The organism is Gilliamella sp. ESL0405, from assembly GCF_019469205.1.
Classification (GTDB): domain Bacteria; phylum Pseudomonadota; class Gammaproteobacteria; order Enterobacterales; family Orbaceae; genus Gilliamella.
The window spans coordinates 535,153-561,232 of sequence record NZ_CP048265.1; the positions used below are offsets into that span (position 1 = coordinate 535,153).

The following is a 26,080-nucleotide window of genomic DNA, read 5'->3' on the forward strand; positions in this document are numbered from 1 at the left end:
GGTAAAGGAGCGGGCAATGAATTTATCTATCAATACTAAAATAGATTTGGGCAACAATGTTGCCATGCAGCAGCTTGGTTTTGGTACCTATAAATTAACCGATTTAGATCAGGTAATAAAGGCGGTAAACACTGCCACTAAGGTTGGGTACCGTTCATTCGATACTGCTGAGCTTTATCAAAATGAAAAACAGCTTGGGCAGGCGATTAAGCAATGTGGTGTTGACCGAAAAGATTTATTTATCACCTCCAAAATCAGTAATCAAAATCAAGGATATGAAAAAACCTTAGCCGGTTATGAACAAACGTTGAAAGATCTCCAACTTGATTATCTTGATCTGTTTTTAGTGCACTGGCCACTTAATAGTACCTTTTTTGAAACGTGGCGAGCGTTTGAAAAACTTTATGAAGAAAAGCGTGTCAGGGCAATTGGTGTCTGTAATTTTCATATTTCGCATTTAGAACTTTTAGCCAGTCAAGCCAATATCAAACCTATGATTAATCAAATTGAGATCCACCCTTATTTAACGCAAATTGATTTAGTCCGCTATTTGCACCAGCATGATATCGCCATTGAAGCTTGGTCACCTTTAGCTCGCAATAAAGTATTGAGTGATCCGCTTTTGGTGAATATTGGCGATCGGTATAATAAATCGGTGTCACAAGTCACTTTACGCTGGCATTTGCAAAATGGCTATATCGTCATTCCAAAATCATCACACCCCGATCGGATTGCTGAAAATGCTAATATTTATGATTTTGAGTTAACGGCTGATGAGATGCGTAAAATCAACTGTTTAAATCAAAATTACCGCACTGGCCCAAATCCCGATGATGTGTATACTAAAAATGGCTTTTAAAATGACGCTGGTGCGCTTAACGGACTTTAGTTAAGCGCACTTTTACTATACCGGAACTGGCGCCCCCACTAACGATAACACAATCGGCAGTGTAATTAAGCTCAATAACGTGCTGACCAGCGTCGCACTGGAAACCAACTCAGGGTGCGTATCAAATTGTACTGACATCAATGTCGTATTGGCGGCACTTGGCATTGCGGCTAATACCACTAATACTTGCTTATAAACCGGTAAAATCGGTAAATAATAGACCATTATGCTTGCCACAATCGGCGAAATAACCATACGGGTGATTAACGAAAACGACAGTTTAGGATAATCGAGTTGTTTAATGTGTATCTTAGCAAGCTGCATACCTAAAATAATCATAATCACCACAATGGATGAATCACCAATCATATTAATTGAGGTCATAATCGATTTGGATAATGGAATATGACACAGCTGAAAAATAATCCCCAAAAGTGCTCCATAAGCCACTGGCATGCGGATAACTTTATTAATCACATCTTTTTGACTGACGATATCGCTACGAGAACTACCTTTAGCGGCATAATAGATACCCACGGTGCTCATCACAAATTGTTGTAACACCATCATAATCACGCCTAAATCAAAGCCAACCGCGCCAAAAAAGACCAATAGTACCGGCGTACCATAATTGCCATTATTCATAAAACATGAGCTTAAAATCATCGCGCACCGCTCTTTGGTCGAATATTTCATTATCACCGACCAAATCGAGACAATCGCCACTAATGACAGGCAAAGCCCAAAGATATACATCACATAAAATAGATAATCAGTGGTGAGGGTATGGGTGTAGAAAGTTTTAAATGCCAAAAAAGGTGAAAGCACATACAGTGACATTTTAGACAGATTAGCCACATCAAATTTTAAGATTTTTTGGGCGATAAAGCCGACAATAAAAATACAAAAAATAGGGAATAAAATGATAAAAAATTGCATAAATAATATCTTTATTTGTTAACTAGCTTATTGAATCAATCGCATTGATGATAGATTCACGTAAATCATGGCAAGTTTTATCATCAAGCGCTTTATTGTGTTTATCGGTTAAGATAAACAGATCTTCGATATGTTCACCAATGGTGGCAATTTTAGCACTACTTAATGACAAATCTAAATTGGCAAACACTTCACCGACACAAGCAAGCAAGCCGGGTTTATCAAGGGCGATCAGCTCCATATAAGTTTGGCTATCATTAAACGCTGATAAAAAGTTAACTTGCGTTGGGATTGAAAACGATCGTAATCTTTGTTTTGGTGGTTTGATCCTTACCCCTTTATAAACCGGTTGTTGTAATGCCTTTTCAAGTGCGGTGATGATATCTTGATGCCGATTTTTTTGTACCGTTTGCCCGTTCGGCTCTAAGACGATAAAGGTGTCGAGGGCAAAGCCTTTTTTGTTGGTGATAATTAAGGCATCATGAATATTTAAGTTAAGTTTACTGAGCGTATTGCAAGCGGTTGCAAACAGATAAGGTCTATCAGGCGAGTAGATAATAATTTCAGTTCCGCCATGATAAGGCGCCGGATTGATTGATACCAAGGTTTGGTTTAAATCATGGTTTAACAAAATTTGCGCGTGCCACACGATCTGTTCGGTACTGTAACGCAAAAAGTAGTCGACCCGATAATCTTGCCAAAGATCATTGATTGCCGGCTCAGAAAAGTGTTGCCCAAGCAGCATGGTTAATGCATCTTGCTTATGTTGCCTTGCAATACTACGTTGCTGAGGTATTTGGTGAATGCCAGTATCAAACGAGCGTTTAGCGGTTAAATACAGTTCACGTAGTAGACTTTGTTTCCAGCTATTCCATAGCGTTTCATTGGTGGCACACACATCGGCAACCGTTAAGCAAAGTAGATATTGCAAACGGCGTTTGCTTTTCACCAATTGTACAAAAGCACGGATAACATCGGGGTCTTGTAAGTCTCGATTTTGTGCGGTGACAGACATTAATAAGTGGTAACGCACCAGCCAGATGATTAGATCGGTATCTTTTGCCTCTAATTGATGTAAATGGCAGAATTTTTCTACCAGTTTGGCGCCGATCTCTGAATGATCGCCATGGTGCCCTTTACCAATATCGTGAAATAAACCGGTAATGATTAACAGTTCCGGTTTGGATAATTTGGCTAGCACGGCTGAACTATTGGGGTGCTTGAGTTGACCGGCTTGTGTTTTGAAGCTATCAAGCTCCAGTAACAGGCGAATCGTATGTTCATCCACCGTATAGGCATGAAACAGATCAAACTGCATCATACCGGCAATGTGTTTCCAACCCGGTATATAAACCGTTAATATGCCATATTGGTGCATGGGCAATATCGCCTTTTTAATGGCATCCGGGTGTTTAATTATTTGCATAAACAGCGCTCTAGCTTTTGCCTCTTCACAAAGTAGCGAAGTTAAGTGCCGTCTGGCTGAGCGTAATTGTCTAATGGTGTTTGAATAAAGTCCGGTAACTTGTGGATTAAGCAACATGGTATAAAACAGTTGCATAATCATGACCGGATCGTCGTTGAAAATATTATCATTTTTGACGTCGATTAAATTCTCCCGAACTTGAAAATAGTCATCGATATCATAAGGTTTATTATTGGCGTGTTGGGCTAAAATCGATTCATCAAAAAGCTGTAACAGCATTTGATTTAATTCGGTAATATTATGCGCTACACGATAGTAGTCGTGCATCATCTTTTCAACCGGTGTATTGCCTTCGCCTTTATAACCTAGCAAATTAGCAATGCTCAGTTGGCGGTCAAACAGCAGGCGGTTATCATAACGATTTATCACGCTATGCAACGCAAAACGCATTCGCCATAAAAATTTACGGCACGTTTTAAACTCTTCGATATCTTCGGGCGTTAAGTAGTCAAAGTTAGCCACTTTCTGCAAAAACTGATCACCATAATGGCGAATTGCTATCCATTGAATAATTTGCATATCACGCAAACCGCCCGGGCTATTTTTTAAATCCGGTTCAAGATTATAGGTGGTGCTGTGATACTGTTTATGGCGCTCTTTTTGTTCGGCAACTTTTGCCCGATAAAACGCCGCCGAAGGCCAGATTTTATCGCTAAAAATCTGTGCGCTTAGCTCATCTGATAGCGATTGACTACCGACAATTAATCTTGATTCGATTAAGTTGGTCATAATTGTGATATCGTTTTTCGCTTCTTGCAGGCAGGTTTTTAACGTTCTGACGCTATGCCCGATATCTAAATGCAGATCCCAAAGTAAACGCACTAAATGACCTATTTGGTTTTCCAGCTCTTTACTTAGTGCTTGGTCACTTAAGATTAAAATATCAATGTCAGATAGCGGATGTAGTTCTGAGCGGCCATAACCACCAACCGCAATTAATGCAATGCGATTTTTTTTAAACAGTGAAGGAGTTTGTTCGGGGATTTGATAATATCGCCATAAACGCTCAAGCAGCTTATCAATAAATGCACTGCGTAAATGCACTAAGTCATCGATATCAACTTGTTGTTTAAACTGATCAACAGACCATTGCTGAAAGTCATCGAGTTGCTGTTTAAGATAGCTAATATTTATCTGCTCATCAGTAAAATCGAGCGGAGAAATCGGGTAATTCAAATGGGCATCAGTCATAGTTGTCAAATTGATAAAGACAATTGGATGATGATAACGTTACCTGATTTTTAATAACTGTCAAGCTACCGTTAGGGTAAAAATGACCTCAATAAATCTGTATAGATGATAAAAAAGGAACAATTTTTTGTTCCTTTTGTCAAGAAGTTTCAGAAAATACCCACGTTTGAGTATAAAACTATAATTTGAAATCGCTTAAATCATCTTCATTGATTTCAGAATCAATTTGACCCACTAAGTACGAGCTCATTTCAGCTTCTTGTGGGGCAACTTGGACATTGTCTGATACTAGCCAATTGTTGATCCATGGGATCGGGTTGGATTTTACTTCGTACGGTAATTTTAATCCGACTGCTTGCATGCGGATATTGGTGATATACTCGACATACTGGCATAAGATATCTTTGTTTAAACCAATCATTGAGCCACCTTCAAATAGATACGATGCCCACTCTTTTTCTTGATTGGCGGCTTGTAAGAAGAGATCATAACAATCTTGTTCGCACTCTTTGGCAATTTCCGCCATTTCCGGATCGTCTTCGCCACTGCGTAAGGTGTTAATCATAAATTGGGTGCCGGTTAAGTGTAGTGCTTCGTCACGGGCGATAAGTTTGATAATTTTGGCATTACCTTCCATTAATTCCCGTTCAGCAAATGCAAATGAGCAAGCAAAGCTGACATAAAAGCGAATCGCTTCAAGGGCATTGACGCTCATTAAGCACAGGTATAGCCGGCGTTTAAGTTCACGTAGGTCGATTGTTACCGTGCGATTGTTAATTGTGTGCTTGCCTTCACCAAATAAGTTGTAATAGCTGGCATAGCTAATTAAATCATCATAATATCCTGCAATGTCGCCGGCACGTTTTTGAATCTCTTTATTCGTCACAATATCGTCAAATACCACTGACGGATCGTTGACAATATTACGAATAATATGCGTGTAAGAGCGAGAGTGGATAGTTTCAGAAAATGACCATGTCTCAACCCATGTTTCAAGTTCGGGGATCGAGATAAGGGGCAATAAAGCCACATTCGGACTACGGCCTTGAATGGAATCAAGTAAGGTTTGATACTTTAAATTACTGATAAAAATATGTTTTTCATGTTCCGGTAGCGCCGCATAGTCGATACGATCTTGTGAAATGTCGACTTCCTCCGGACGCCAAAAGAATGAAAGTTGTTTTTCGATAAGTTTTTCGAACATCTCATATTTTTGTTGATCGTAACGTGCAACATTAACTGGTTGTCCAAGAAACATCGGCTCTTTAAGTTGATCATTATGCACATGCGAAAAGGTACTGTAATTCATACTCATAACAAAACTCCTAACTGATTTTTAGTTATTTTTACCGCCACCTTTCGACAGTGAAAAGAGGGCAACATTAGGGGAAAGTATCCGTTTCCCCAATACAATGATTAAATGGCTATTTTTTATAGCGTTAGACTAAATTTTACAGGCGCCACCAGCACAACCGTCATCACTTTCAGTAAGTGCAATATCACCTTGAACATCTTCAGCACCGTCACGGGTGTTGTGATAGTAAAGTGTTTTAACCCCGTATTTATAAGCCGTCAATAAATCAGCTAACAGCTGTTTCATCGGTACTTTATCATTCGGGAATTTAGTCGGATCGTAGTTAGTATTAGCTGAAATCGATTGATCGATAAATTTCTGCATAATGCCCACTAACTGTAAATAACCGGTATTATTTGGAATTTGCCAGAGTAATTCATAAAAGTTTTGCAGATCTTTATAATCAGGCACAACCTGTTTTAAAATCCCGTCTTTTGAGGCTTTTATGCTGACAAAACCTCGTGGCGGCTCAATGCCGTTGGTCGCATTGGAAATTTGTGACGAGGTTTCCGAAGGCATTAAAGCCGATAGGGTTGAGTTGCGTAAACCGTGGGTTTTTATTGATTCACGCAGTGACTCCCAATCATAATGTAATGGCTCTTTGGTTAAGGTATCTAAATCTTGTTTATAAGTATCAATAGGTAAAATACCTTGTGAATAAGTAGTCTGATTAAATAACGGGCAGGCTCCCTTCTCTTTAGCTAAGTTATTCGACGCTTTAAGTAGATAGTACTGCATCGCTTCAAAGGTGCGGTGCGTTAAATTATTGGCGCTGCCGTCAGAATACTTAACACCATGTTTAGCCAGATAGTAAGCATAGTTAATGACACCGATGCCTAAAGTGCGACGATTAAGGGAGGAGTTTTTCGCCGCAGGAACAGGGTAATCTTGATAATCAAGTAATGAATCAAGGGCACGCACCGCTAAATCAGCGAGCTCTTCAAAGTCATCAAGCGAATCAATTTTACCCAGATTAAAGGCGGATAGTGTACATAGGGCAATTTCACCATTTTCATCGTTGACATTATTCAGCGGTTTGGTTGGCAACGCAATTTCCATACATAAATTCGATTGATGAACTGGTGCCAGTTGTGCATTGAACGGGCTGTGCGTATTACAATGGTCGACATTTTGGATATAAATTCGCCCGGTTGAAGCACGTTCTTGCATTAATAAAGCAAACAGCTCGACCGCTTTTACTACTCGCTTGCGAATATTGACATCTTGTTCATACTGATGATAAAGCGTTTCAAATTTTGCTTGATCGGCAAAAAATGCATCATACAGACCCGGCACATCAGACGGGCTAAACAGCGTGATATTTTCGTTTTTGATTAAACGCTGATACATCAGTTTATTAATTTGCACGCCATAATCTAAATGACGAACACGGTTTTCTTCAACGCCACGGTTGTTACGTAAAACCAGTAAACTTTCAACTTCTAAATGCCAGATAGGGTAAAACACCGTCGCTGCGCCACCACGTACGCCGCCTTGTGAACAAGATTTCACTGCGGTTTGGAAATATTTATAAAAAGGAATACAACCGGTGTGGAAAGCTTCACCACCACGAATTGAACTGCCTAACGCACGAATGCGCCCGGCATTAATGCCAATTCCGGCACGCTGAGACACATATTTTACAATGGCGCTGGCGGTCGCATTAATGGAATCTAAACTATCATCACACTCAATTAAAACACACGAGCTAAATTGACGGGTTGGGGTACGTACTCCTGCCATAATCGGAGTAGGGAGCGATATTTTGAATGTCGAAACCGCATCATAAAAACGCTGAATATAACTAAGGCGGGTTTCTTTAGGGTAATTAGCAAATAAACAGGCCGCCACTAAAATATATAAAAACTGGGCACTTTCATAAATTTCACCGGTTACCCGATTTTGAACTAAGTATTTACCTTCTAACTGTTTTACAGCGGCATAAGAGAAGGTCATATCACGCCAATGGTCGATGATCTTATCCATTTGTTCAAACTCTTCCTGGCTATAATCTTCCAGTAAGTGTTTGTCGTAACGTTCGCTGGCGACCAGTTTTTTGACGTGCTCATAAAGTGGTGGTGGTGTGAATTGGTTATACGCTTTTTTACGTAGATGAAAAATGGCTAAGCGAGCAGCTAAATATTGATAATCCGGCGCATCTTGTGAAATCAAATCAGCAGCGGCTCGGATAATGGTTTCATGAATATCAGAAGTCCTAATGCCGTCATAAAATTGAATATGGGAACGCAATTCGACTTGAGAAACCGACACATTATCTAATCCTTCAGCCGCCCAGGTAATCACTTTATGAATTTTATCCAGATTGATAGGTTCTTTTTGGCCATCCCGCTTAGTGACAAGTATTGATTTGTTCATTTTCCATCCAGTTTGATTGTGAAATTTTTGTATGGGTTATAATAGTTGATAATTATCAAAATATACAATATATAGTGCCTATTAATCATTTAATTACTATATATAGTGTATATATTCATCAATAACGTACCGTTTTTTAATTAAAAAAAAGGCTTTAGCGCTAACCGTGCTCCAATGTTGTTTATTATTCAATTAAATAACAAAGGTAGGTTGGCACAGTAAAAATTCGAAAACTATATTGATAAGAAATACCTATGAATAGCAAACGGTCATTTTATCATTTAAACTTGTTGCCGTTTGTTGATTCTTTTTTGATAAACAACTGGCTTATCGTGTTTGGCAATAAGTTTAATATCGTGCTGTTGTTAATGTTTATTGTTCAGACTGACTTTTAGTATTCGACTGTTTATTATCGTGGTTTTAAACAATATAACACCGGTTATTATTACCGGCGTTAACTTTATATTAAAAACACGGTGATTACTTTTTAGATGATTTATACCGTTGATTTAAGCTAGCTTGATTTTGGGCATCTAACCATGCCAGTTTTTCCGTATAACTCTTTTCTGCCCCGCGAGTTGTGGGGTGATAATATTTACGATCGGCAAGTTCGGGTGGAAAGTAATTCTCACCGGCAGCGAAAGCATTTGGTTCGTCATGAGCATAGCGATATTGATCGCCATAACCTAACTCTTTCATTAATTTTGTTGGTGCATTACGTAAATGTTCCGGCACATCATAATCGGGTTTCGATTGCGCATCTTGCATTGCCTGTTTAAACGCCAGGTATACCGCATTACTTTTTGGGGCACAGGCTAAATAGACAATCGCTTGCGCTATAGCACGTTCGCCCTCCGCTGGTCCAACACGGGTAAAGCAGTCCCATGCGGCAAGGGCAACTTGCATCGCCCTGGGATCGGCATTTCCGACATCTTCTGAGGCTATCGCTAATAGGCGACGTGCCACATACAGCGGGTCACCGCCAGCTGAAATGATTCTGGCATACCAATATAGCGCAGCATCGGGCGATGAGCCTCGAATAGATTTGTGCACTGCTGATATCAAATCATAATAACGATCGCCTTGATTATCAAATCTGGCGCTGCGTTCGCCAATAACTTCTTTGAGTAAATCAGTGGTGAGCGCTTGACCGTTAGACATATCAACTAATAGTTCTAACGTATTAAGTGCTCGCCTTGCATCACCGCCGACAAATTCAGCAATTTGCTGTTTAGTCTCTTGCGGTAAAACAATTTGACGATTGCCATAGCCACGCTCAGGATCATCCATCGCTTGTTGTAAAATCTGTTCGATATCTTCATTGGTCAACGATTTGAGTAAGTACACTCTCGCTCGTGATAAGAGTGCTGAATTTAATTCAAATGACGGATTTTCTGTTGTTGCCCCAATAAAGGTGACAGTGCCATTTTCAACATAAGGTAAAAAGGCATCTTGCTGACTTTTATTAAAACGGTGAACTTCATCCACAAATAAAATCGTGCGTATGCCTGCTTGCTGGTTAATTTGGGCACGTGAGATCGCTTCACGGATATCTTTAATTCCCGATGTCACCGCTGAAATGCGTTCTACTTTAGCATTGGCATGGTGAGCAATAATCTCTGCCAGTGTCGTTTTACCGGTGCCCGGTGGTCCCCAAAGAATCATTGAGTGCAAATGCCCAGCTTCAATCGCTTGACGCAATGGCTTATCCTTGCCTAACAGCTGAGTTTGACCAATATATTCAGATAAATTACGTGGACGCATTCGAGCCGCTAATGGCTGAAATTCATCGTGAGTAAATTCAAAAGACATACTAGGCATGGCAAAGAGTGATCCCAATTGGTTAAATGAAAACTATTATATACCTGTTATTAGATAAGTGAAAAAAGAAAAGAAAATATCTTTCCCCACTGACAGAAAAACGGTAATATTTTGAGCTTATTCAGCAGTTGTTTATGAGTTAACCATTAATACCGGATCGAAAATAGAAGGATTGTTTATGAAAAAGTTTTTATTCTTAATAGGGTTATTCGTTAGTGTGTCGGCACTTGCAGGCGATAAGGAATTATTACAACAACGGTTAAATAAAATTGACGGATTTTCTGCCCGATTTACGCAAAAGGTGACAACCGCCGATAATAAACCGGTACAAGACGGTAAAGGTGAATTATGGGTAAACAGACCTTATTCTTTCAATTGGACAATGACAGAACCGGATGAAACAATCGTTATTTCCGACGGTAAAAATATGTGGATATATACTCCTGCAGTCCAACAAGTTACCTTGTTGAATTTAAAAAACTCGGTCGATAATCGTTTAATGTTACTTCTCACCGATAGCCATAATGCGATTTGGGATTCCTATCAAGTGAAACGCAAGCAAGATTCATTTACCTTAAAAGCAATCGATGGTTCAAAAAAAGATTTTATTATTTCGGTATTGCCGACCGGTATGGTTTCTAACTTCACCGTTATTGAAGAAGACGGACAACGCAGTTTTTATGATTTATCTAACCAAACTTTAGGGATAGTTAATGCGGATAAATTTAAACTTGTTGTGCCTGGTGGTGTTACAGTTGATGATCAGCGTTAATGGTAATGGTTAGCTAATGCTGGCTAAATTAAACAATTGGGGCGAGCGCTAACAAACAGCCCCAACTTAAAGCTAAATCATGTATCATTCATTTAATCAATGAAAATGGCTATCTGATACAATCATTGTCGCAGTTTATTGATCTTTTTCATTAATACTCACAACAGGGTTATCGGAAAACAGATAGTGATCTCGTTTGGTTTCAAAATCCTCACTTGCTGCATCAAATAACATTTTTTTGGTGTTCTCCAGATGTTGCCACATGGCTAATTTGGCCGCTTTAGGATCACGGTTAATCAGTGCTTCTAAAATCTTATCATGTTCATCCCACCAGCTATCAATATCTTGTTGTTGTACATGTTCATGTAGCTTTTTCCATAACGGATTTAACATCCGTTGCCGCCATGCTTCTTCAACAATGGTTATCAAAGCAGTATTGCGCGTTATCATGGCGATTTGGGTGTGAAATTTTAAATCCCAGTTGGAGTCACGATAGTGATCTTCTTTTTTCGCATTGTGCTGGATTTCTAACAGCTTAACAATATCATCTTTGGTGATCTGCGTTGCGGCAAATTCAGCAATATTACTCTCTATCAGTTGACGAGCTTGCAACAGTTCAAAGGGACCTGTGGTTGAGAAGTTTAACCCTTGTGACGGTGGTAACATATCAGTCTGTACTGTGTTGGCTATTACATGTATGCCAGACCCTTTACGTGCATCGACATAACCTTCCACTTCCAACATGATAATTGCTTCTCGCACAACTGAACGACTTACTTTAAGCTCTTCACATATCAATCTTTCCGACGGCAGTTTGCTGCCGACAGGGTAATCACCATTGATTATTCGCTTTTTAAGCTCGCTGGCAATAACTTGATAGAGCCGCTGATGTTCGTTTTGTTCTTGGGTCATAATTATCTTGCTAAAAGGTTTAAGTTATCAAGGATCTTAAAATAACATCTAATCGGTTAGAGTTAAATAATATTGCCTGAATTTTTTCGAATAAACAGTATGTTGTTGAACGATTTTAATAAAAAAATAACCGTTTAAATATTAAGGTTATCATTAAAATCTGTGATGTATGTCAACTTTTTTAGTTGTCATACATGTTAATATGCGCCAGAATGTTTGTCGATTTAGGAGTAGTAAAGATGTTAAAAACCATAAAAAATCTGCGTTGGTATATGATAGCTTTAGTTACGATTGGAACCATACTTGGCTATTTAACTCGAAACTCGATTGCGGTTGCCGCTCCAGTTCTTAAAGATGTTATGGGGTTAACCACCCAACAATATTCGTATGTTGTTGCTGCATATTCAGCTTGCTATACGGTAATGCAACCGGTTGCCGGATATGTTTTGGATTTGTTAGGGACACGCGTTGGTTATGCGGTTTTTGCCTTATTATGGTCGGTATTTTGCATCAGCACCGCCTTTTCAACCGGATGGCTTGGGCTGGCTATAACACGTGGCGCTGTCGGTGCTGCTGAAGCGGCAATGATTCCAGCCGGCTTAAAAGCGACAAGTGAATGGTTTCCGGCTAAAGAAAGATCGATTGCCGTTGGCTGGTTTAATTTAGGTTCATCCGTCGGGGCAATGATAGCCCCACCATTGGTTGCCGGCGCAATTTTCTTACACAGTTGGCAGTTAGCCTTTATTATTTGTGGTTTATTAAGTTTTATTTGGGGGCTATTTTGGTTTGCTCTTTATCGACACCCAACCGAACAAAAATATCTATCTGCTGAAGAACAAAAATATATATTATCCGGTCAAGAAGCTGGTCACCAAACATCCAATAAAGAAAAGTTACCCGCTAAAAAAATTCTCACCACCAGCCGCTTTTGGGGGATTGCCTTACCTCGTTTTTTAGCCGAACCGGCATGGGGAACATTTAATGCATGGATCCCTTTATTTATGTACACCGTTTATCATTTTGATTTAAAACAGATTGCGATTTTTACTTGGTTGCCAATGTTATTTGCCGATTTAGGCTGTATTTTAGGCGGGTATATGTCGCCGTTTTTTCAAAAACATTTTAATGTCAGCTTAGTGAATTCACGTAAATGTGTGGTCACTGTCGGTGCTGTATTGATGATTGCGCCAGGCCTTATGGGGCTGTTTTCCGATCCTTATATCGCTATCATTTTATTTTGTATTGGCGGCTTTGCTCACCAAACCTTATCCGGTGCCCTAATTACCTTGTCATCTGATGTTTTTGGTCGGAACGAAGTTGCCACCGCTAATGGATTTACCGGTATGGCAGCATGGCTTGCTAGTACGATTTTTGCTTTGATTGTTGGGGCACTTGCCGACACGGTCGGTTTTAGTCCGTTGTTTGTGATTTTAACTTGTCTTGATCTTTTAGCTGCGGTAGCGGTGTGGACAATTTTAAAAGCCCCAACAACCAATCAATAACTAATTAAATCAGATTGCCAATCATATAATCGATTGGCAATCGAATTGCTAAACACTGTTTTTGGAGATGAATATGCGCTTTTTAACCGAAGATTTTTTACTGGATACTGAGTTTTCTCGTCAGCTTTATCATGATTATGCCGCTGATCAACCTATTTTTGACTATCATTGCCATTTACCACCGGAGCAGATCGCTCAAAATTATCAATTCAAAAACTTGTATGACATCTGGTTGAAAGGCGATCATTATAAATGGCGAGCAATGCGCACTAATGGTGTTGCTGAAAAATATTGTACCGGCAGTGATGTTAGCGATTTTGAAAAATTTAAAGCGTGGGCGCAAACTGTGCCACATACCATTGGTAATCCGTTATACCACTGGACACATTTAGAGCTTCGACGTCCGTTTGGCATTGATAATCTCTTACTTTCCCCTGCAACGGCTGAAACAATTTGGAATCAATGTAATGCCATGCTTGAAACAAAAGCATTTTCCGCACGTGGCATTATGGAAAAAATGAACGTTAAAATGGTTGGCACAACTGATGATCCTATCGATGATTTAGCCCACCATAAAACGATTGCGCAAGATAGTTCGTTTACCATTAAAGTGTTACCGAGCTGGCGTCCGGACAAAGCGTTTAATATCGATTCGCCATTTTTTGCTGCTTATATGGAAAAACTATCCGCCGTGGCCGATGTGGCTATTTCAAGCTTCCAATCACTTTGCCAAGCACTTTCAAAACGCATGGACCATTTTGCCGCTCACGGCTGTAAAGTATCCGATCATGCCCTTGATACGGTGGTTTATGAGCAAGCGAGCGAAACAGAGCTCGATGCGATTTTAACTAAGCGCCTTGCCGGTGGTGAGCTAAGTGCAAAAGAGGTCGCACAATTTAAAACCGCTGTGCTTATCTTTTTAGGTTTTGAATACAACAAGCGTGAGTGGGTACAACAGTACCATATCGGCGCATTGCGCAATAACAATACTCGCATGTTTAACTTAATGGGTGCCGATATCGGCTTTGATTCAATCAATGATTCCCCTGTCGCCCAGCCACTTTCTCGATTGTTGGATGCACAAGCGAAAGAAAATGCATTACCAAAAACGATTTTATATTGTTTAAACCCTTCTGATAACGAAGTTCTTGGCACCATGATTGGTAATTTTCAAGGTGAAGGCGTTGCCGGCAAGATGCAATTTGGTTCCGGTTGGTGGTTCAATGATCAGAAAGACGGCATGATTCGTCAAATGACTCAATTAGCCCAGCTAGGCTTATTAAGTCGTTTTGTCGGTATGTTAACCGATAGTCGTAGTTTCCTTTCTTATACTCGTCATGAATATTTTAGACGTATTTTGTGTCGTATGGTCGGTCGTTGGGTCGAAGACGGTGAAGCACCACGTGATATCGAGTTATTAGGTCAAATGGTGAAAAACATTAGCTTTGATAATGCCAAAAACTATTTTGGTATCGAGCTCAATTAACAAACGATCATCCAAACGAGTGAAATTAAAATAAGAGCAATAATAGTAATGAAAAAATTAAATAGAAATGATTTTCCCGGCGCAAAATATACCACCCGAGTCGTTCAGTTTGGCGAGGGTAATTTTTTACGTGCCTTTTTAGATTGGCAATTAGATATACTGAACGAAAATACCGATCTTGACGCTGGCGTGGTTGTTGTGCGCCCATTAAATACCGACTTTCCACCTTCGTTAAATACGCAAGATGGTTTATATACCACGTTAATCCGTGGCTTAAATGAACAAAATCAGGCGGTAAAAGCGTTTAGAATGATTCGTTCAGTCAATAACGAAATCAATGTTTATACTCAATATGATGAGTATCTTCAATTAGCTAAAGATCCCAATATTAAGTTTATCTTTTCAAATACTACCGAAGCCGGTATTAGTTATGTGGAAAGTGATCAATTGACCGACAGACCGGCTAGCAGTTTTCCGGCTAAATTAACCGCATTTTTATATGAAAGATTTGTTCACTTTGCCGGCAGTAAAGACAGTGGCTTGATTATTATTCCTTGTGAGCTAATCGATTATAACGGTGAGGCGCTGAAAAAGTTAGTCTTAAAATATGCTAAACAGTGGAATTTGTCAGACAACTTTATTGCATGGCTGGAAAATGACAATCTATTTTGCTCAACATTAGTTGATCGCATTGTGCCCGGCTACCCAAAAGCTCAAATCAATGAACTTGAGCAAGAATTAGGTTATCAAGACGACTTTATCGATTCGGCAGAGTATTTTTATCTGTTTGTGATTCAAGGTCCGCAGTGGTTGGCTCAAGCGCTACGGTTAGATCAATGTAACATGAACATTAAAATCGTGGATGATATCAAGCCTTATAAAGAGCGAAAAGTGGCTATTTTAAATGGCGCACATACCGCTTTAGTGCCGGTCGCTTACTTAGCCGGTCTTGATACGGTGGGTGAATCAATGAATGATCCGCAAATCTTATCTTATATCAAAGCAACGATTTTTGATGAGATTATTCCGGTGTTAGATTTACCACATCAAGAGTTGGTCGATTTTGCCAATTCAGTGATTAGTCGATTTAAAAATCCTTTTATTGAGCATCAACTAATGTCAATTGCTTTAAACAGCATGACAAAATTTAAAACCCGTATCTTGCCGCAATTAATCGCTTATCAAAAACACAAAGGGCAATTGCCTGTGCATTTGGTGTTCTCGTTTGCCGCATTAATCGCCTTTTATCGAGGGGTGAGAGATAACCAGCGCTATCCATTACAAGATGATGCGCTTTGGCTTTCACGCTTTAATACAGCTTGGCAAGATGTAGCAGAAGGTAAAGCAACATTAGCCCAGTTAGTTGAACAAGTCTTAAGTGATCGTGCACATTGGGAACAGGATTTATTGGCTATTGCTCAACTAGCATCAACCCTAACACAATATTTAACGGTAATAACCGAACAAGGTATGCGCAAGGCAATGGAAAAATGTGTGACTGATAGCAAATAAAATGAGCAATATCATGATTAAATTTATAAAAATAAATAATATGGATAATGTCGCTGTGGCATTATCCGATTTGCAAGCGCATGAGCAAGATATTGTTATCGACGGGCATCATATCGATTTAAAACAGCCGATAAAGCAAGGGCATAAATTTGCACTTAACGATATTGGCTTAGGTGAAAACATTATTAAATATGGTTTACCAATCGGGCATGCAACCAGCCCGATTAAAGCGGGTGAGCATATTCATTCCCACAATTTAAAAACCAACTTGAGTGATATTGATGATTACAAATATCAACCCAGTTTAGCAAAAAGCGATAACTTACATGCCATTGCCGATCGAGAAGTGCAAATTTATCGGCGCAAAAATGGTGAAGTGGGTATCCGTAATGAACTTTGGATCATCCCAACAGTTACTTGCATTAATGGTATTGCTCAGCAAATTGTCAGTCAGTTTTGTGAGCAGTTGAATCATCAGTTAGACATTGACGGCATTACTGTGCTTGAACACCCTTATGGCTGTTCTCAATTAGGGCAAGATCATCAAAATACCAAAATCATTTTACAAGATTTAGTCAAACACCCTAACGCTGGTGCGGTGCTGGTGATTGGGCTGGGATGCGAAAATAATCAGGTTGCCGAATTTAAGGCAGATCTAGGCGAGTATGACTCTTCACGTGTCCGATTTCTTATTGCGCAGCAAGAAAGCGATGAGATCGAAGCGGCGCTTGTCCATTTAACCGAACTTTACGCCATAATGAAGCAAGATAAGCGAGAAGCAGGGCGTTTAAGCGAGCTGAAATTCGGTTTAGAGTGTGGTGGCTCAGACGGTTTTTCCGGCATTACGGCCAATCCTATGCTTGGGCTGTTTTCTGATTATGTGATTGCGCATGGTGGGACAAGTGTGCTGACCGAAGTTCCGGAAATGTTTGGCGCTGAAAATATCTTGATGTCGCACTGTGTTGACGAATCGACTTTTGATAAAACCGTGCACATGATCAATGATTTTAAACAATATTTTATTACCAACAATCAACCTATCTATGAAAACCCTTCTCCGGGTAATAAAGCAGGTGGTATTACCACGCTTGAAGAAAAATCGCTTGGCTGTACCCAAAAAGCGGGCGGTAGTGAAGTTATCGATGTGCTCAAATATGGGCAACGTTTAACCAAAACCGGTCTAAATTTACTTAGCGCACCGGGTAATGATGCGGTGGCGACCGGGGCTTTATCGGCGGCGGGTTGTCATATGGTACTGTTTACCACGGGGCGAGGCACACCTTATGGCGGCATTGTGCCAACTGTCAAAATTGCCACCAATACCCAATTAGCCGAAAAGAAAGCCAATTGGATCGATTTTAACGCCGGAAAACTGATTCAAGGCGTTTCAATGCAAAACTTATTAACAGAATTTATCGAGCATATTGTTCAAATTGCTAACGGAAATAAAACACGCAATGAAATAAATAACTTTAAAAATTTAGCCATTTTAAAAAGTGGCGTAACCCTCTAAACATAAATTAATTGTTTGTAAGTTAATAGTGACATTAAGTCCTTCGGGACTTGATGGGGGGCACTGTTTTTTTTAAATAATATAGGGATCATTTATGAATGACAAAAAAGAGAAAAAAATTACATGGTTAGTAAGATTCTCTTACGGCAGTGGTAATTTAATCGGTAGTGGCGCGCTGGCGATAAGTGGCGCATGGCTACTCTACTTTTATACCACTTTTTGTGGGTTAAGTGTTGTGCAAGCAGCCTTAATATTTTCAATTGCCACTTATTTAGATGTGATACTTAATCCATTAATGGGTTTTATCACAGACAATTTTTATCAAACTAAAATCGGGCAGCGCTTTGGGCGACGTCGTTTCTTTATTTTAATTGGTATACCTTTAATGACCATTTACCCCATGTTATGGATTGAGGGTATGGGTTTTTGGTACTACTTAGTCACCTATATTTTATTTGAGATCATCTATACCAGCATTATGATTCCATTTAATACTTTGCCTGTAGAGATGACGTCAAACTTTTCACAACGGACTTACCTAACCGGTTCTAAAGCCATGTTTGGTAAAGTAGCTAACTTTTTAGGTGCTGCGATACCGGGCGTCTATTTCTATTTTTACAGTAAAGAATCGGCAACCCCTTTTTTATTAACCGGTATCACTTATGCGCTTATCATGATGTCGGCGTTAATTTTGCTTTATTGTAATAGTTGGGAAAAGCCTAAAGATCAAGTCAAAGATGAATCGGTACATAGCTTTTTGCAAGCCATTAAAAAACTTTTCATCGACATTTTATCAACCTTTCGAATTAAGACCTTTAGAACGCATTTAGGTATGTATCTATTTGGTTTTGGTGCTGAGTGGTTATTTACCGCCGTCTTTACCTATTTTATTGTATTTAGTCTCGGTGAGCCACGCTCATTTGTGGCGGAGATGAATTCATTAAGTAGTATTTGTCAGTTGGTCTCAACAGCATTTTTTATGATGTATTGCGCTAAAAAAGGCTTTAAAAAACCATTTATCATTGCGCTGCTTATCGTTATTTCGTCGATGATTGGTTATGTGGGTATCTATTATCTCAACTTACCGCATATCACATGGATAGTAGTTGGTATTACTATCTGGTTTGGATTAGGAACAGGGGGCGTATATTATATTCCATGGAGCGTTTATGTCTTTTTGGCTGATGTTGATGAAGTGGTAACCGATCGCCGCCGTGAAGGCGTTTATGCCGGTGCCATGACCATGGCCGGTAAATTAGTTCGAGCCTCTATTGTATTTGTCCTCGGCGTTATTTTGAGTGCATATGGCTTTGAATCTAAATCACATGTTCAACCACAAAGCGCCATTGCGGCAATAAATGGCATCATTCTTTATGGTGTAATTGGTATGGCTTTAATTGGTGCGTGCTTCGCTTGGAAAATGAAACTCGATCATGCGACCCATTCGATTATTATTAACGAAGTTGCTCGAGTTCGTAATGGTGGCAAAATGGCAGATGTCACGCCAGAAACCAAAAAAGTGGTAGAAGATCTAACCGGGATTGCTTATGAAAAATGTTTCGGTCATAACAATATTGGTTATAAACAATCACATTAATAACGATTCGACCAGATATTGGGATTGGTTAACGCCGATCCTGTTATGAATAAAATAAGTGCTAAGCGGCAATTAAGCTTTTAATTTGCCGTTTATAAACCGACAGCAGGAAGGACAGAATAATGACGAGAGTATCAGTGACAGATTTTGGCGCGATTGGCGACGGAAAATCATTAAATACCCACGCTTTTGAAAAAGCAATCGCACATATTGAAAAGCAGGGCGGGGGAACCATTGTTGTGCCAGTGGGCACCTATTACACTGGGGCAATTAAACTTTGTAGTCATCTCACCTTACATATTGAGCAAGGCGCAACATTACGCTTTTCTGATGATGTGAACGATTATCCAATTGTCAATTCACGTTGGGAAGGGGTGAAGCAAGATGTCTATATGCCTTGTATTTATGGACACAGTATTGAAAATGTCACCTTAACCGGTGGCGGTAAGATAGATGGTAACGGGCAAAAATGGTGGCAGGTTTTTCGTCAACAGCGGGAAAATCTTCGTTATCCAAGACCGTATTTGATTGGGTTTGATTTTTGCCAGCGCATAACGATTGAAAAACTATTTTTAACGCAATCACCTAGCTGGACAGTGCATCCAATGGAATCAAATAATGTGGTGGTGGATAATATTTCGATTCTTAATCCGGCTGATTCACCTAATACCGACGGCATTAATCCCGAATCATGCCGTAATGTGAGAATATCCAATTGTTATATCGATGTTGGTGATGATTGTATTGCCATTAAAGCCGGTACAGAGCAGACAGCGGATAAAAGCCCATGTGAAAACATTTTAATTACCAATTGTAATATGATTCATGGTCATGGTGCGGTGGTGTTAGGCAGTGAAATGAGTGGCTCTATTCGTCATATCACTATTAGTAACTGTGTCTTTCAAAAAACCGATCGTGGCGTTAGGTTTAAAACTCGCCGTGGTCGTGGTGGTACTATTTCCGATATCACATTTAGTAATATTGTTATGGACGAAGTGTTATCGCCGTTTGTGATGAACTACTACTATTATTGTGGTCCGAAAGGCAACGATCCGATTGTCTGGAATAAACAGCCATTACCGGTAAGTGCAGATACGCCGGCTTGTCATAACATCAGTTTTTCTAATATTATCGCTAAAAATGTTCGGGCGTATGCCGGCTTTTTATATGGGATTCCCGAATCGCCAATTACCAATATTTCGTTTGATAATATCCGCATTTCAATGCAAATAGATGCACAAGCCGGCGAAGTTGATATGTTTAAAGATGTTAAACCGGAGGCAGGCAAGGGCTTTTTTATTGAAAATGCCAACTCTGTTTTATTGAATAATGTCATTATTGATAATGTGGTTTGCGATCCACTCTATGTAAAAAATTGTACCGATGTGCATGTTAATCAATCATTTGTCAAACAAAATGGGCAGTTATTTGGACTTAAAACTGAATAATGTGTTTGAAAATAACCGCTAAATTGAAGTGCCCCCCAATAGTTGGACAACCAATTACTTGGGGGTCTTTTTATGTCAAAATATTGTTATATTTTATTGGGTTGATTTTTTATTTTTTCAGATTTGGACTTTAAAAAAATTATTCAGTTACTCCATTTTTAAAGATTGATAGGTCACGAAATTCATTTATTTCATTACAGGTTTGTTTACCGTTTGCAAGCTGCACAATTAAATGAATAAATTGCTCTAGAAGTTTCTCCATCGGCGTTCCATTAACTAATTGCCCTGCATCAAAATCGATCCAGTGTTTCTTTTTTTGGGCAAGTGTTGAGTTAGTTGAAATTTTTACAGTTGGTACAACACCACCATATGGGGTGCCTCTTCCGGTTGAAAATAATACCATTTGACAACCAGCTGCAGCTAATGCACCTGTAGCAACTGCGTCATTTCCCGGAGCTGATAATAAATTTAAACCTGATTTTTGGAGTCTTTCACCATATTCTAATACATCAATAACATTACTATTACCTGCTTTTTGGGTGCAGCCCAATGATTTGTCTTCAAGTGTTGTAATTCCTCCTGCTTTATTACCTGGAGAAGGGTTTTCGTAAATAGGTTGATTATATGTCATAAAATATTTTTTAAAATTGTTTACCATATTTACTGTTTTTTCAAAAATTTGTGAATTAATACAATGAGACATTAGGATTGTTTCTGCTCCAAACATTTCGGGAACTTCGGTTAAAACGCTAGTTCCGCCATTGGCAATTACATAATCAGAAAACTTGCCTAATAATGGGTTTGCTGTGATGCCAGATAATCCATCGGATCCCCCACACTCAAGTCCAAATTTAAGTTCACTAAGCTTACCAGTTTGGCGACGATCTAATTTCATTACTTGATATATTTCGAGTAAATACTTCACACCTTGTTGAATCTCATCTTCCACTTCTTGTGAAATCATAAAACGGACTCGCTCATGATCATATTCACCAAGGCTTTCTTTAAATGCTGAGAGTTGATTATTTTCACATCCTAAACCAATAATTAATACTCCACCAGCATTAGGATGTTTGACCATATCTTGTAATATAGTTTTAGTTGTTTGATGATCTGCTCCTAATTGCGAACAACCATAGGGATGTGAAAGTAGATGGATACCATCAAAAAAAGCGTGATCTAACTCAATGTCTTTCGCTATTTCTGATAAAAATCGTTTACGAATTTGTTCCGCGATACCATTAACGCAACTAACGGTTGGGATAATCCAAAGTTCATTACGAATACCAACATCACCATTTTTTCGGCGATAAAGATTCACATCTCTATCCGGTAGTGATGATGAAATATGACTAGCAACAGGTTCATATTCATACTCATCAAGTTCACCAAGATTGGTTTTAACATTATGAGTATGTACGTGTTCACCAACTTGAATAGCTTGCGATGCATGACCAATGGGAAAACCATATTTAATGATGTTTTCACCTTGTAAAATCGGTTTAATCGCTATTTTATGACCTGAAGGAATTTCTTGTAAAACAGTAATTTGTTGATTATCTTTTAATAGCTCACTATTTATTTTATCGCCTGGGTATAATGTTTCTAATGCAATAATAACATTATCGTTACCATTGATTTTAATTATTTTTTTCATGAACTCTTTCCTAAAAATACACTTTCCGCTACTTGTTAGTAGCGGAATAATTGAGAGATAATTATTTAGTTAACCTATCTTTATTACTGATTTAAGTCGATTACTTGGATCATCTCGCATTTCTTTAAAAGCATTTTCGGCATTATTCAATTCGTATATGTCGGTAATGATTTTTTTGACATCACATTTTCCGGAACTAACTAAATCAATCAATTCGATAAAGTCTTTTTTTAGTGCATTACGTGAACCAAAAATATCTAATTCTTTAGTTTGAATTTGTGTAAAAGCAAAATCTAATTTTTGTTTACTTACTCCAACTAGACCTACACGACCACGGTAAGCTGCTGCATCAATACAATTTTGGAAAGTTTGTGGTAATCCAACGCATTCGATACAAACATCAAAACCATCACCTTGGGTAATCTCTTTTACTCTTTCTTCAAAATTCTCTTTATCTGTTCTGATAATACCTTTTGCACCTAATGATAATGCTTTATCTAATCTTGATTGCATTACGTCACTTACATATACGTCAGCCTCTTTTAATACTGCAGCCATGACAGCAAATAAACCAATAGGTCCAGCACCAACAACTAATACTTTATCGCCTTTTTTTACTGACGTTCGTTGAATTGAATGATAACTAATACAAAATGGTTCAATCATTGATAGGGTTAATGCATCTAACCCTTTACCATCATAGATACGTTCAATTGGCATACTATAATATTCTCTGAAAATACCATCACGTTGTGCGCCAAGAGTTTGATTGCCAGTACAGCAGTTAACAAAACCGCGTCGACAAGAATAACATTTACCACAGTTAAAATAAGGATTGGCGGTAACAATCATTCCTTTTTTGATACCATAATCATTCTCATCTATTTCAACCACTTCGGCAGAAAATTCATGACCTGGGATTCTCGGATAGCTTGCATAGAGAAAAGTTCCTTTATACGTTCCCATGTCAGAACCGCAAATACCACCATATAATACTTTTAATATTGCTTCACCCTTTTGTAAGGTTGGTTTTTCCATTTCTTTGACTTCAACTTTTCCTGGTTCTGGAATAACAATATATTTCATTTTAGTCATATGTTTGACTCCTGCTGTTTAATTGTTTGGAATATAATTTTTAATATCTTGAGCTAAAATGTTTTCCAGATTTTTTGTCACTAAATCCTTTAATCCGGTAACATTATTGAGATCTTGTCCCCAATGGTCAGTCATTTTTAATACGTTAGAGACGAGTGTTTTAACGTCGTTTTGATAAAGTGGTTGCCACTCTTTAAACTTCTCTAGTAAATGAGCATCATCAGTTAATGAAATAGCTTGACCTTGGTATTGGCCACGATAAAAAGCAATAAGAGCAGCTAAGGAAAACGAAATATACTTTGGTGGTTTGTTAAATCGTTGACTATATGTTAGTAATTGTGGCAGTAGTCGTGTTTTAAATTTTGTTAATGAATTTAATGAAATTGACATTAACTCGTGTTTAATGAATGGATTTCTAAAGCGTTTTAAAACCTCATCGGCAAATTGTACTAATTGTTCTTTATCTAAAGATAAAGTTGGAATCACCTCTTGATTAATTAAATTTTTAACGAATGTTTCAATCTGCGGATCATCCATGCTTTCGCCAACAGTTTTTAATCCAGCAAGGTAAGCAACAGGCACCATCGCAGTATGAGCGCCATTTAAAATACCTACTTTTCTTTCTTTATAAGGTTTAATATCATCAACAACTACAATATTTAGGTTGACTTGATCTAATTTTAATTTCTGTTTTAACCATTGTGGACCTTGAATAACAAACAGATAAAAATACTCAGCTGTATCTAAAAAACGGTCTTGATAACCAAGTTGTTGTTCAAGTTGTATTGCTTCATCTTTTGGATAGCCTGTCACAATACGGTCAACTAAAGTTGAGCAAAAGGTATTACACTCATTGATCCATATTGTAAAAGCGTGATCTAATTGCCATAATTTAGCATATTCCAAAACCAATTCTTTCAGTTTTTCTCCATTATAATCAATAAGTTCACATGGAATGATAATCAAGCCTTTATCTTTTTGGCCTTTAAAAAATTTAAAACGATGGTGTAAAAAACAGGTTAATTTTGCAGGAAAAGTTGCTGGAGGTAGATCTGTAGCTTTATCTTTATCACTAAATGCAATACCTGCTTCAGTAGTATTTGAAAAAATAAATTCCAACTCAGGATTTTCTGCACAAGCTAAATAGGATTGATAGTCTTGATATATTAATATTTCTCGATTAACTGAATAAATAATTCTCGGTGTAGCAATTGTGCAACCTTGTTCATTCAGCCCTCGAATAATAGTCGTATAAAGCCCATCTTGTTCGTTGAGAGATGGTTGATGTGTATCAATTGGTCTAACAATTGTAACACCACTATTAAAATTTGTTTTTTCATTTAGATTATCAATAATCCAATCTATAAATGCTCTTAAAAAATTTCCTTCACCAAATTGAAGTATTTTTTCAGGGTAAATTGGACCAGGAAAGTTGGATCTATTTAATTGTTTTGTCATATGATGGTTCTCTTTAATTATTGGTAGTAAGTAAAGAGAACTATAGAAGAAGATAAAATGTAGTATGTATTTTTTTAGTTATTTCGTGTTGAATATATAAGTTTTTTGTTTTTTATCTGTTTTTTATAGCTAATGCGCGTCCAATTGACTCTTGCATTGATCTTTTAGCTGTATTTAAATGACGACACAACGCTGCAATGGCGAGTGGTTCGTTTTTTTGTAGAATTGCAGTTAAAATTGCAATATGTTCTGATACAGCAATACTATTTCTTTCTTTAAGATCACTACTGTCCCACTGGTAATGAAAATGAAATATAACGGAAATTAAATCAAATGATTGCAAAAAGAAACGATTTTCTTTACACGATAAAATGAGTTCATGGAAATCACGGTCAAGTGTTGAAAAAAGTTTATATTCATCTTGTATATTTTGTTGAAGATTTTTGTGCCGTTGTAGTAACTCTCGTGCTTTTATCCAATTAATATGATTGTCAGATTGGGCCAAAAATGCTTTTAGTGCAAAAATTTCTAAAACACTTCTAAATTCATATAGTTTTTCGGCATAGTTTTTATCGAATGTAGCTAACTCCCATTCCCCTTTTTTAACATTATCAATAAGTCCATAATGTAAAAAACGTAGCAGAAACTCACGAACCACAATGGGACTAACGTTAATTTCTTTTGCGAGTTGAATTTCATTAAAATGATCACCCGGTAATAATTTTTTACTATTAATTAAATGGTAAAAATAAGTTTCAACTTTTTTATCTTGTATAGATCTTTTTTCGAAAATACAGGAAATTTTATCCTTTTGTGTTGGTTCACGAGCTAAATGGTATTGGTTATTATCAAACAATAAAATGCCTATTTGACATAAATAGTTTAATACTGCGCGAATGGTTGTTCGACTAACATTGAAAGCTTCAGCTAGAATTGAAATAGAAGGTAAAGGAAAAGATAATATATTATTGTTGATGCAATCAATAAATTGATTAATAGTATTTTGTCTTAATGTTTGACTTCTACTCATATTACGTTTCTCAGTAATTTAATTATAACAAACTAACTTCCT

Annotated in this window: 18 protein-coding genes; 8 read left to right on the forward strand and 10 right to left on the reverse strand. The window is 38.1% G+C overall.

Features of this window, described 5'->3' with window-relative positions; all coding sequences use genetic code 11:
* Positions 1-16: 16 nt before the first annotated feature.
* Positions 17-859, forward strand: coding sequence for an aldo/keto reductase (locus GYM74_RS02455; protein WP_220218913.1), 843 nt, complete (start codon positions 17-19; stop codon positions 857-859).
* A 45-nt stretch (positions 860-904) separates the two neighbouring features.
* Here GYM74_RS02455 and GYM74_RS02460 read toward each other — a convergent pair whose 3' ends face one another.
* From GYM74_RS02460 to GYM74_RS02480, 5 genes are all read right to left on the reverse strand, one after another.
* Positions 905-1,828 (reverse strand): AEC family transporter, encoded by a 924-nt coding sequence (locus GYM74_RS02460; protein WP_220218914.1) that lies wholly within the window; start codon positions 1,826-1,828, stop codon positions 905-907.
* Positions 1,829-1,850: 22 nt separating this feature from the next.
* A complete protein-coding gene (glnD, locus tag GYM74_RS02465; protein ID WP_220218915.1) occupies positions 1,851-4,505 on the reverse strand; it encodes a bifunctional uridylyltransferase/uridylyl-removing protein GlnD in 2,655 nt (884 codons plus the stop codon).
* 178 nt (positions 4,506-4,683) lie between these two features.
* The gene (gene nrdB, locus GYM74_RS02470) at positions 4,684-5,814 is read right to left on the reverse strand and encodes a class Ia ribonucleoside-diphosphate reductase subunit beta (RefSeq protein WP_366518653.1); all 1,131 of its coding nucleotides are present in this window, start codon (positions 5,812-5,814) and stop codon (positions 4,684-4,686) included.
* Between the two features lie 135 nt (positions 5,815-5,949).
* The gene (gene nrdA / locus GYM74_RS02475) at positions 5,950-8,235 is read right to left on the reverse strand and encodes a class 1a ribonucleoside-diphosphate reductase subunit alpha (protein ID WP_220218917.1); all 2,286 of its coding nucleotides are present in this window, start codon (positions 8,233-8,235) and stop codon (positions 5,950-5,952) included.
* A 480-nt stretch (positions 8,236-8,715) separates the two neighbouring features.
* Positions 8,716-10,047, reverse strand: coding sequence for a replication-associated recombination protein A (locus GYM74_RS02480; protein ID WP_370634047.1), 1,332 nt, complete (start codon positions 10,045-10,047; stop codon positions 8,716-8,718).
* Between the two features lie 187 nt (positions 10,048-10,234).
* Between GYM74_RS02480 and lolA the strand changes: the two genes are divergently transcribed.
* The gene (gene lolA / locus GYM74_RS02485) at positions 10,235-10,828 is read left to right on the forward strand and encodes an outer membrane lipoprotein chaperone LolA (RefSeq protein ID WP_220218919.1); all 594 of its coding nucleotides are present in this window, start codon (positions 10,235-10,237) and stop codon (positions 10,826-10,828) included.
* A 135-nt stretch (positions 10,829-10,963) separates the two neighbouring features.
* Here lolA and exuR read toward each other — a convergent pair whose 3' ends face one another.
* A complete protein-coding gene (gene exuR, locus GYM74_RS02490) occupies positions 10,964-11,740 on the reverse strand; it encodes a transcriptional regulator ExuR (RefSeq protein WP_220218920.1) in 777 nt (258 codons plus the stop codon).
* Between the two features lie 239 nt (positions 11,741-11,979).
* On the opposite strand from exuR, the gene GYM74_RS02495 reads away from it, so the two are divergent.
* The 6 genes from GYM74_RS02495 (at position 11,980) to GYM74_RS02520 (ending at position 20,798) form a co-directional block, all read left to right on the forward strand.
* A complete protein-coding gene (locus GYM74_RS02495) occupies positions 11,980-13,242 on the forward strand; it encodes an MFS transporter (protein WP_220218921.1) in 1,263 nt (420 codons plus the stop codon).
* 73 nt (positions 13,243-13,315) lie between these two features.
* A complete protein-coding gene (gene uxaC / locus GYM74_RS02500) occupies positions 13,316-14,728 on the forward strand; it encodes a glucuronate isomerase (RefSeq protein WP_220218922.1) in 1,413 nt (470 codons plus the stop codon).
* A gap of 48 nt (positions 14,729-14,776) precedes the next feature.
* Positions 14,777-16,240 carry a tagaturonate reductase gene (locus GYM74_RS02505; RefSeq protein WP_220218923.1) on the forward strand — a complete coding sequence of 488 codons (1,464 nt, stop codon included), beginning with the start codon at positions 14,777-14,779 and terminating at the stop codon, positions 16,238-16,240.
* 13 nt (positions 16,241-16,253) lie between these two features.
* Positions 16,254-17,753 carry a UxaA family hydrolase gene (locus GYM74_RS02510; RefSeq protein ID WP_305054789.1) on the forward strand — a complete coding sequence of 500 codons (1,500 nt, stop codon included), beginning with the start codon at positions 16,254-16,256 and terminating at the stop codon, positions 17,751-17,753.
* 94 nt (positions 17,754-17,847) lie between these two features.
* Positions 17,848-19,350 (forward strand): MFS transporter, encoded by a 1,503-nt coding sequence (locus GYM74_RS02515; RefSeq protein WP_220218924.1) that lies wholly within the window; start codon positions 17,848-17,850, stop codon positions 19,348-19,350.
* Between the two features lie 122 nt (positions 19,351-19,472).
* Positions 19,473-20,798: a glycoside hydrolase family 28 protein gene (locus GYM74_RS02520; RefSeq protein ID WP_220218925.1), complete on the forward strand. Its 1,326-nt coding sequence runs from the start codon at positions 19,473-19,475 to the stop codon at positions 20,796-20,798.
* A gap of 139 nt (positions 20,799-20,937) precedes the next feature.
* Here the strand turns inward: GYM74_RS02520 and GYM74_RS02525 are convergent, their stop codons facing one another.
* The 4 genes from GYM74_RS02525 to GYM74_RS02540 form a co-directional block, all read right to left on the reverse strand.
* Positions 20,938-22,455 (reverse strand): UxaA family hydrolase, encoded by a 1,518-nt coding sequence (locus GYM74_RS02525; RefSeq protein ID WP_220218926.1) that lies wholly within the window; start codon positions 22,453-22,455, stop codon positions 20,938-20,940.
* Positions 22,456-22,524: 69 nt separating this feature from the next.
* The gene (locus GYM74_RS02530) at positions 22,525-23,541 is read right to left on the reverse strand and encodes a zinc-binding alcohol dehydrogenase family protein (RefSeq protein ID WP_370634048.1); all 1,017 of its coding nucleotides are present in this window, start codon (positions 23,539-23,541) and stop codon (positions 22,525-22,527) included.
* A gap of 27 nt (positions 23,542-23,568) precedes the next feature.
* Positions 23,569-25,008, reverse strand: coding sequence for a tagaturonate reductase (locus GYM74_RS02535; protein ID WP_220218928.1), 1,440 nt, complete (start codon positions 25,006-25,008; stop codon positions 23,569-23,571).
* Between the two features lie 112 nt (positions 25,009-25,120).
* Positions 25,121-26,038 (reverse strand): GntR family transcriptional regulator, encoded by a 918-nt coding sequence (locus GYM74_RS02540; RefSeq protein ID WP_220218929.1) that lies wholly within the window; start codon positions 26,036-26,038, stop codon positions 25,121-25,123.
* Positions 26,039-26,080 lie beyond the last annotated feature (42 nt).

What these genes read in the sequence shown, in the direction of transcription:
- GYM74_RS02455 (WP_220218913.1), top strand. Translation starts at nt 17, where the DNA reads ATGAATTTATCTATCAATACTAAAATAGATTTGGGCAACAATGTTGCC.
- GYM74_RS02460 (WP_220218914.1), bottom strand. Translation starts at nt 1,828, where the DNA reads ATGCAATTTTTTATCATTTTATTCCCTATTTTTTGTATTTTTATTGTC.
- glnD (WP_220218915.1), bottom strand. Translation starts at nt 4,505, where the DNA reads ATGACTGATGCCCATTTGAATTACCCGATTTCTCCGCTCGATTTTACT.
- nrdB (WP_366518653.1), bottom strand. Translation starts at nt 5,814, where the DNA reads ATGAATTACAGTACCTTTTCGCATGTGCATAATGATCAACTTAAAGAG.
- nrdA (WP_220218917.1), bottom strand. Translation starts at nt 8,235, where the DNA reads ATGAACAAATCAATACTTGTCACTAAGCGGGATGGCCAAAAAGAACCT.
- GYM74_RS02480 (WP_370634047.1), bottom strand. Translation starts at nt 10,047, where the DNA reads ATGTCTTTTGAATTTACTCACGATGAATTTCAGCCATTAGCGGCTCGA.
- lolA (WP_220218919.1), top strand. Translation starts at nt 10,235, where the DNA reads ATGAAAAAGTTTTTATTCTTAATAGGGTTATTCGTTAGTGTGTCGGCA.
- exuR (WP_220218920.1), bottom strand. Translation starts at nt 11,740, where the DNA reads ATGACCCAAGAACAAAACGAACATCAGCGGCTCTATCAAGTTATTGCC.
- GYM74_RS02495 (WP_220218921.1), top strand. Translation starts at nt 11,980, where the DNA reads ATGTTAAAAACCATAAAAAATCTGCGTTGGTATATGATAGCTTTAGTT.
- uxaC (WP_220218922.1), top strand. Translation starts at nt 13,316, where the DNA reads ATGCGCTTTTTAACCGAAGATTTTTTACTGGATACTGAGTTTTCTCGT.
- GYM74_RS02505 (WP_220218923.1), top strand. Translation starts at nt 14,777, where the DNA reads ATGAAAAAATTAAATAGAAATGATTTTCCCGGCGCAAAATATACCACC.
- GYM74_RS02510 (WP_305054789.1), top strand. Translation starts at nt 16,254, where the DNA reads ATGATTAAATTTATAAAAATAAATAATATGGATAATGTCGCTGTGGCA.
- GYM74_RS02515 (WP_220218924.1), top strand. Translation starts at nt 17,848, where the DNA reads ATGAATGACAAAAAAGAGAAAAAAATTACATGGTTAGTAAGATTCTCT.
- GYM74_RS02520 (WP_220218925.1), top strand. Translation starts at nt 19,473, where the DNA reads ATGACGAGAGTATCAGTGACAGATTTTGGCGCGATTGGCGACGGAAAA.
- GYM74_RS02525 (WP_220218926.1), bottom strand. Translation starts at nt 22,455, where the DNA reads ATGAAAAAAATAATTAAAATCAATGGTAACGATAATGTTATTATTGCA.
- GYM74_RS02530 (WP_370634048.1), bottom strand. Translation starts at nt 23,541, where the DNA reads ATGAAATATATTGTTATTCCAGAACCAGGAAAAGTTGAAGTCAAAGAA.
- GYM74_RS02535 (WP_220218928.1), bottom strand. Translation starts at nt 25,008, where the DNA reads ATGACAAAACAATTAAATAGATCCAACTTTCCTGGTCCAATTTACCCT.
- GYM74_RS02540 (WP_220218929.1), bottom strand. Translation starts at nt 26,038, where the DNA reads ATGAGTAGAAGTCAAACATTAAGACAAAATACTATTAATCAATTTATT.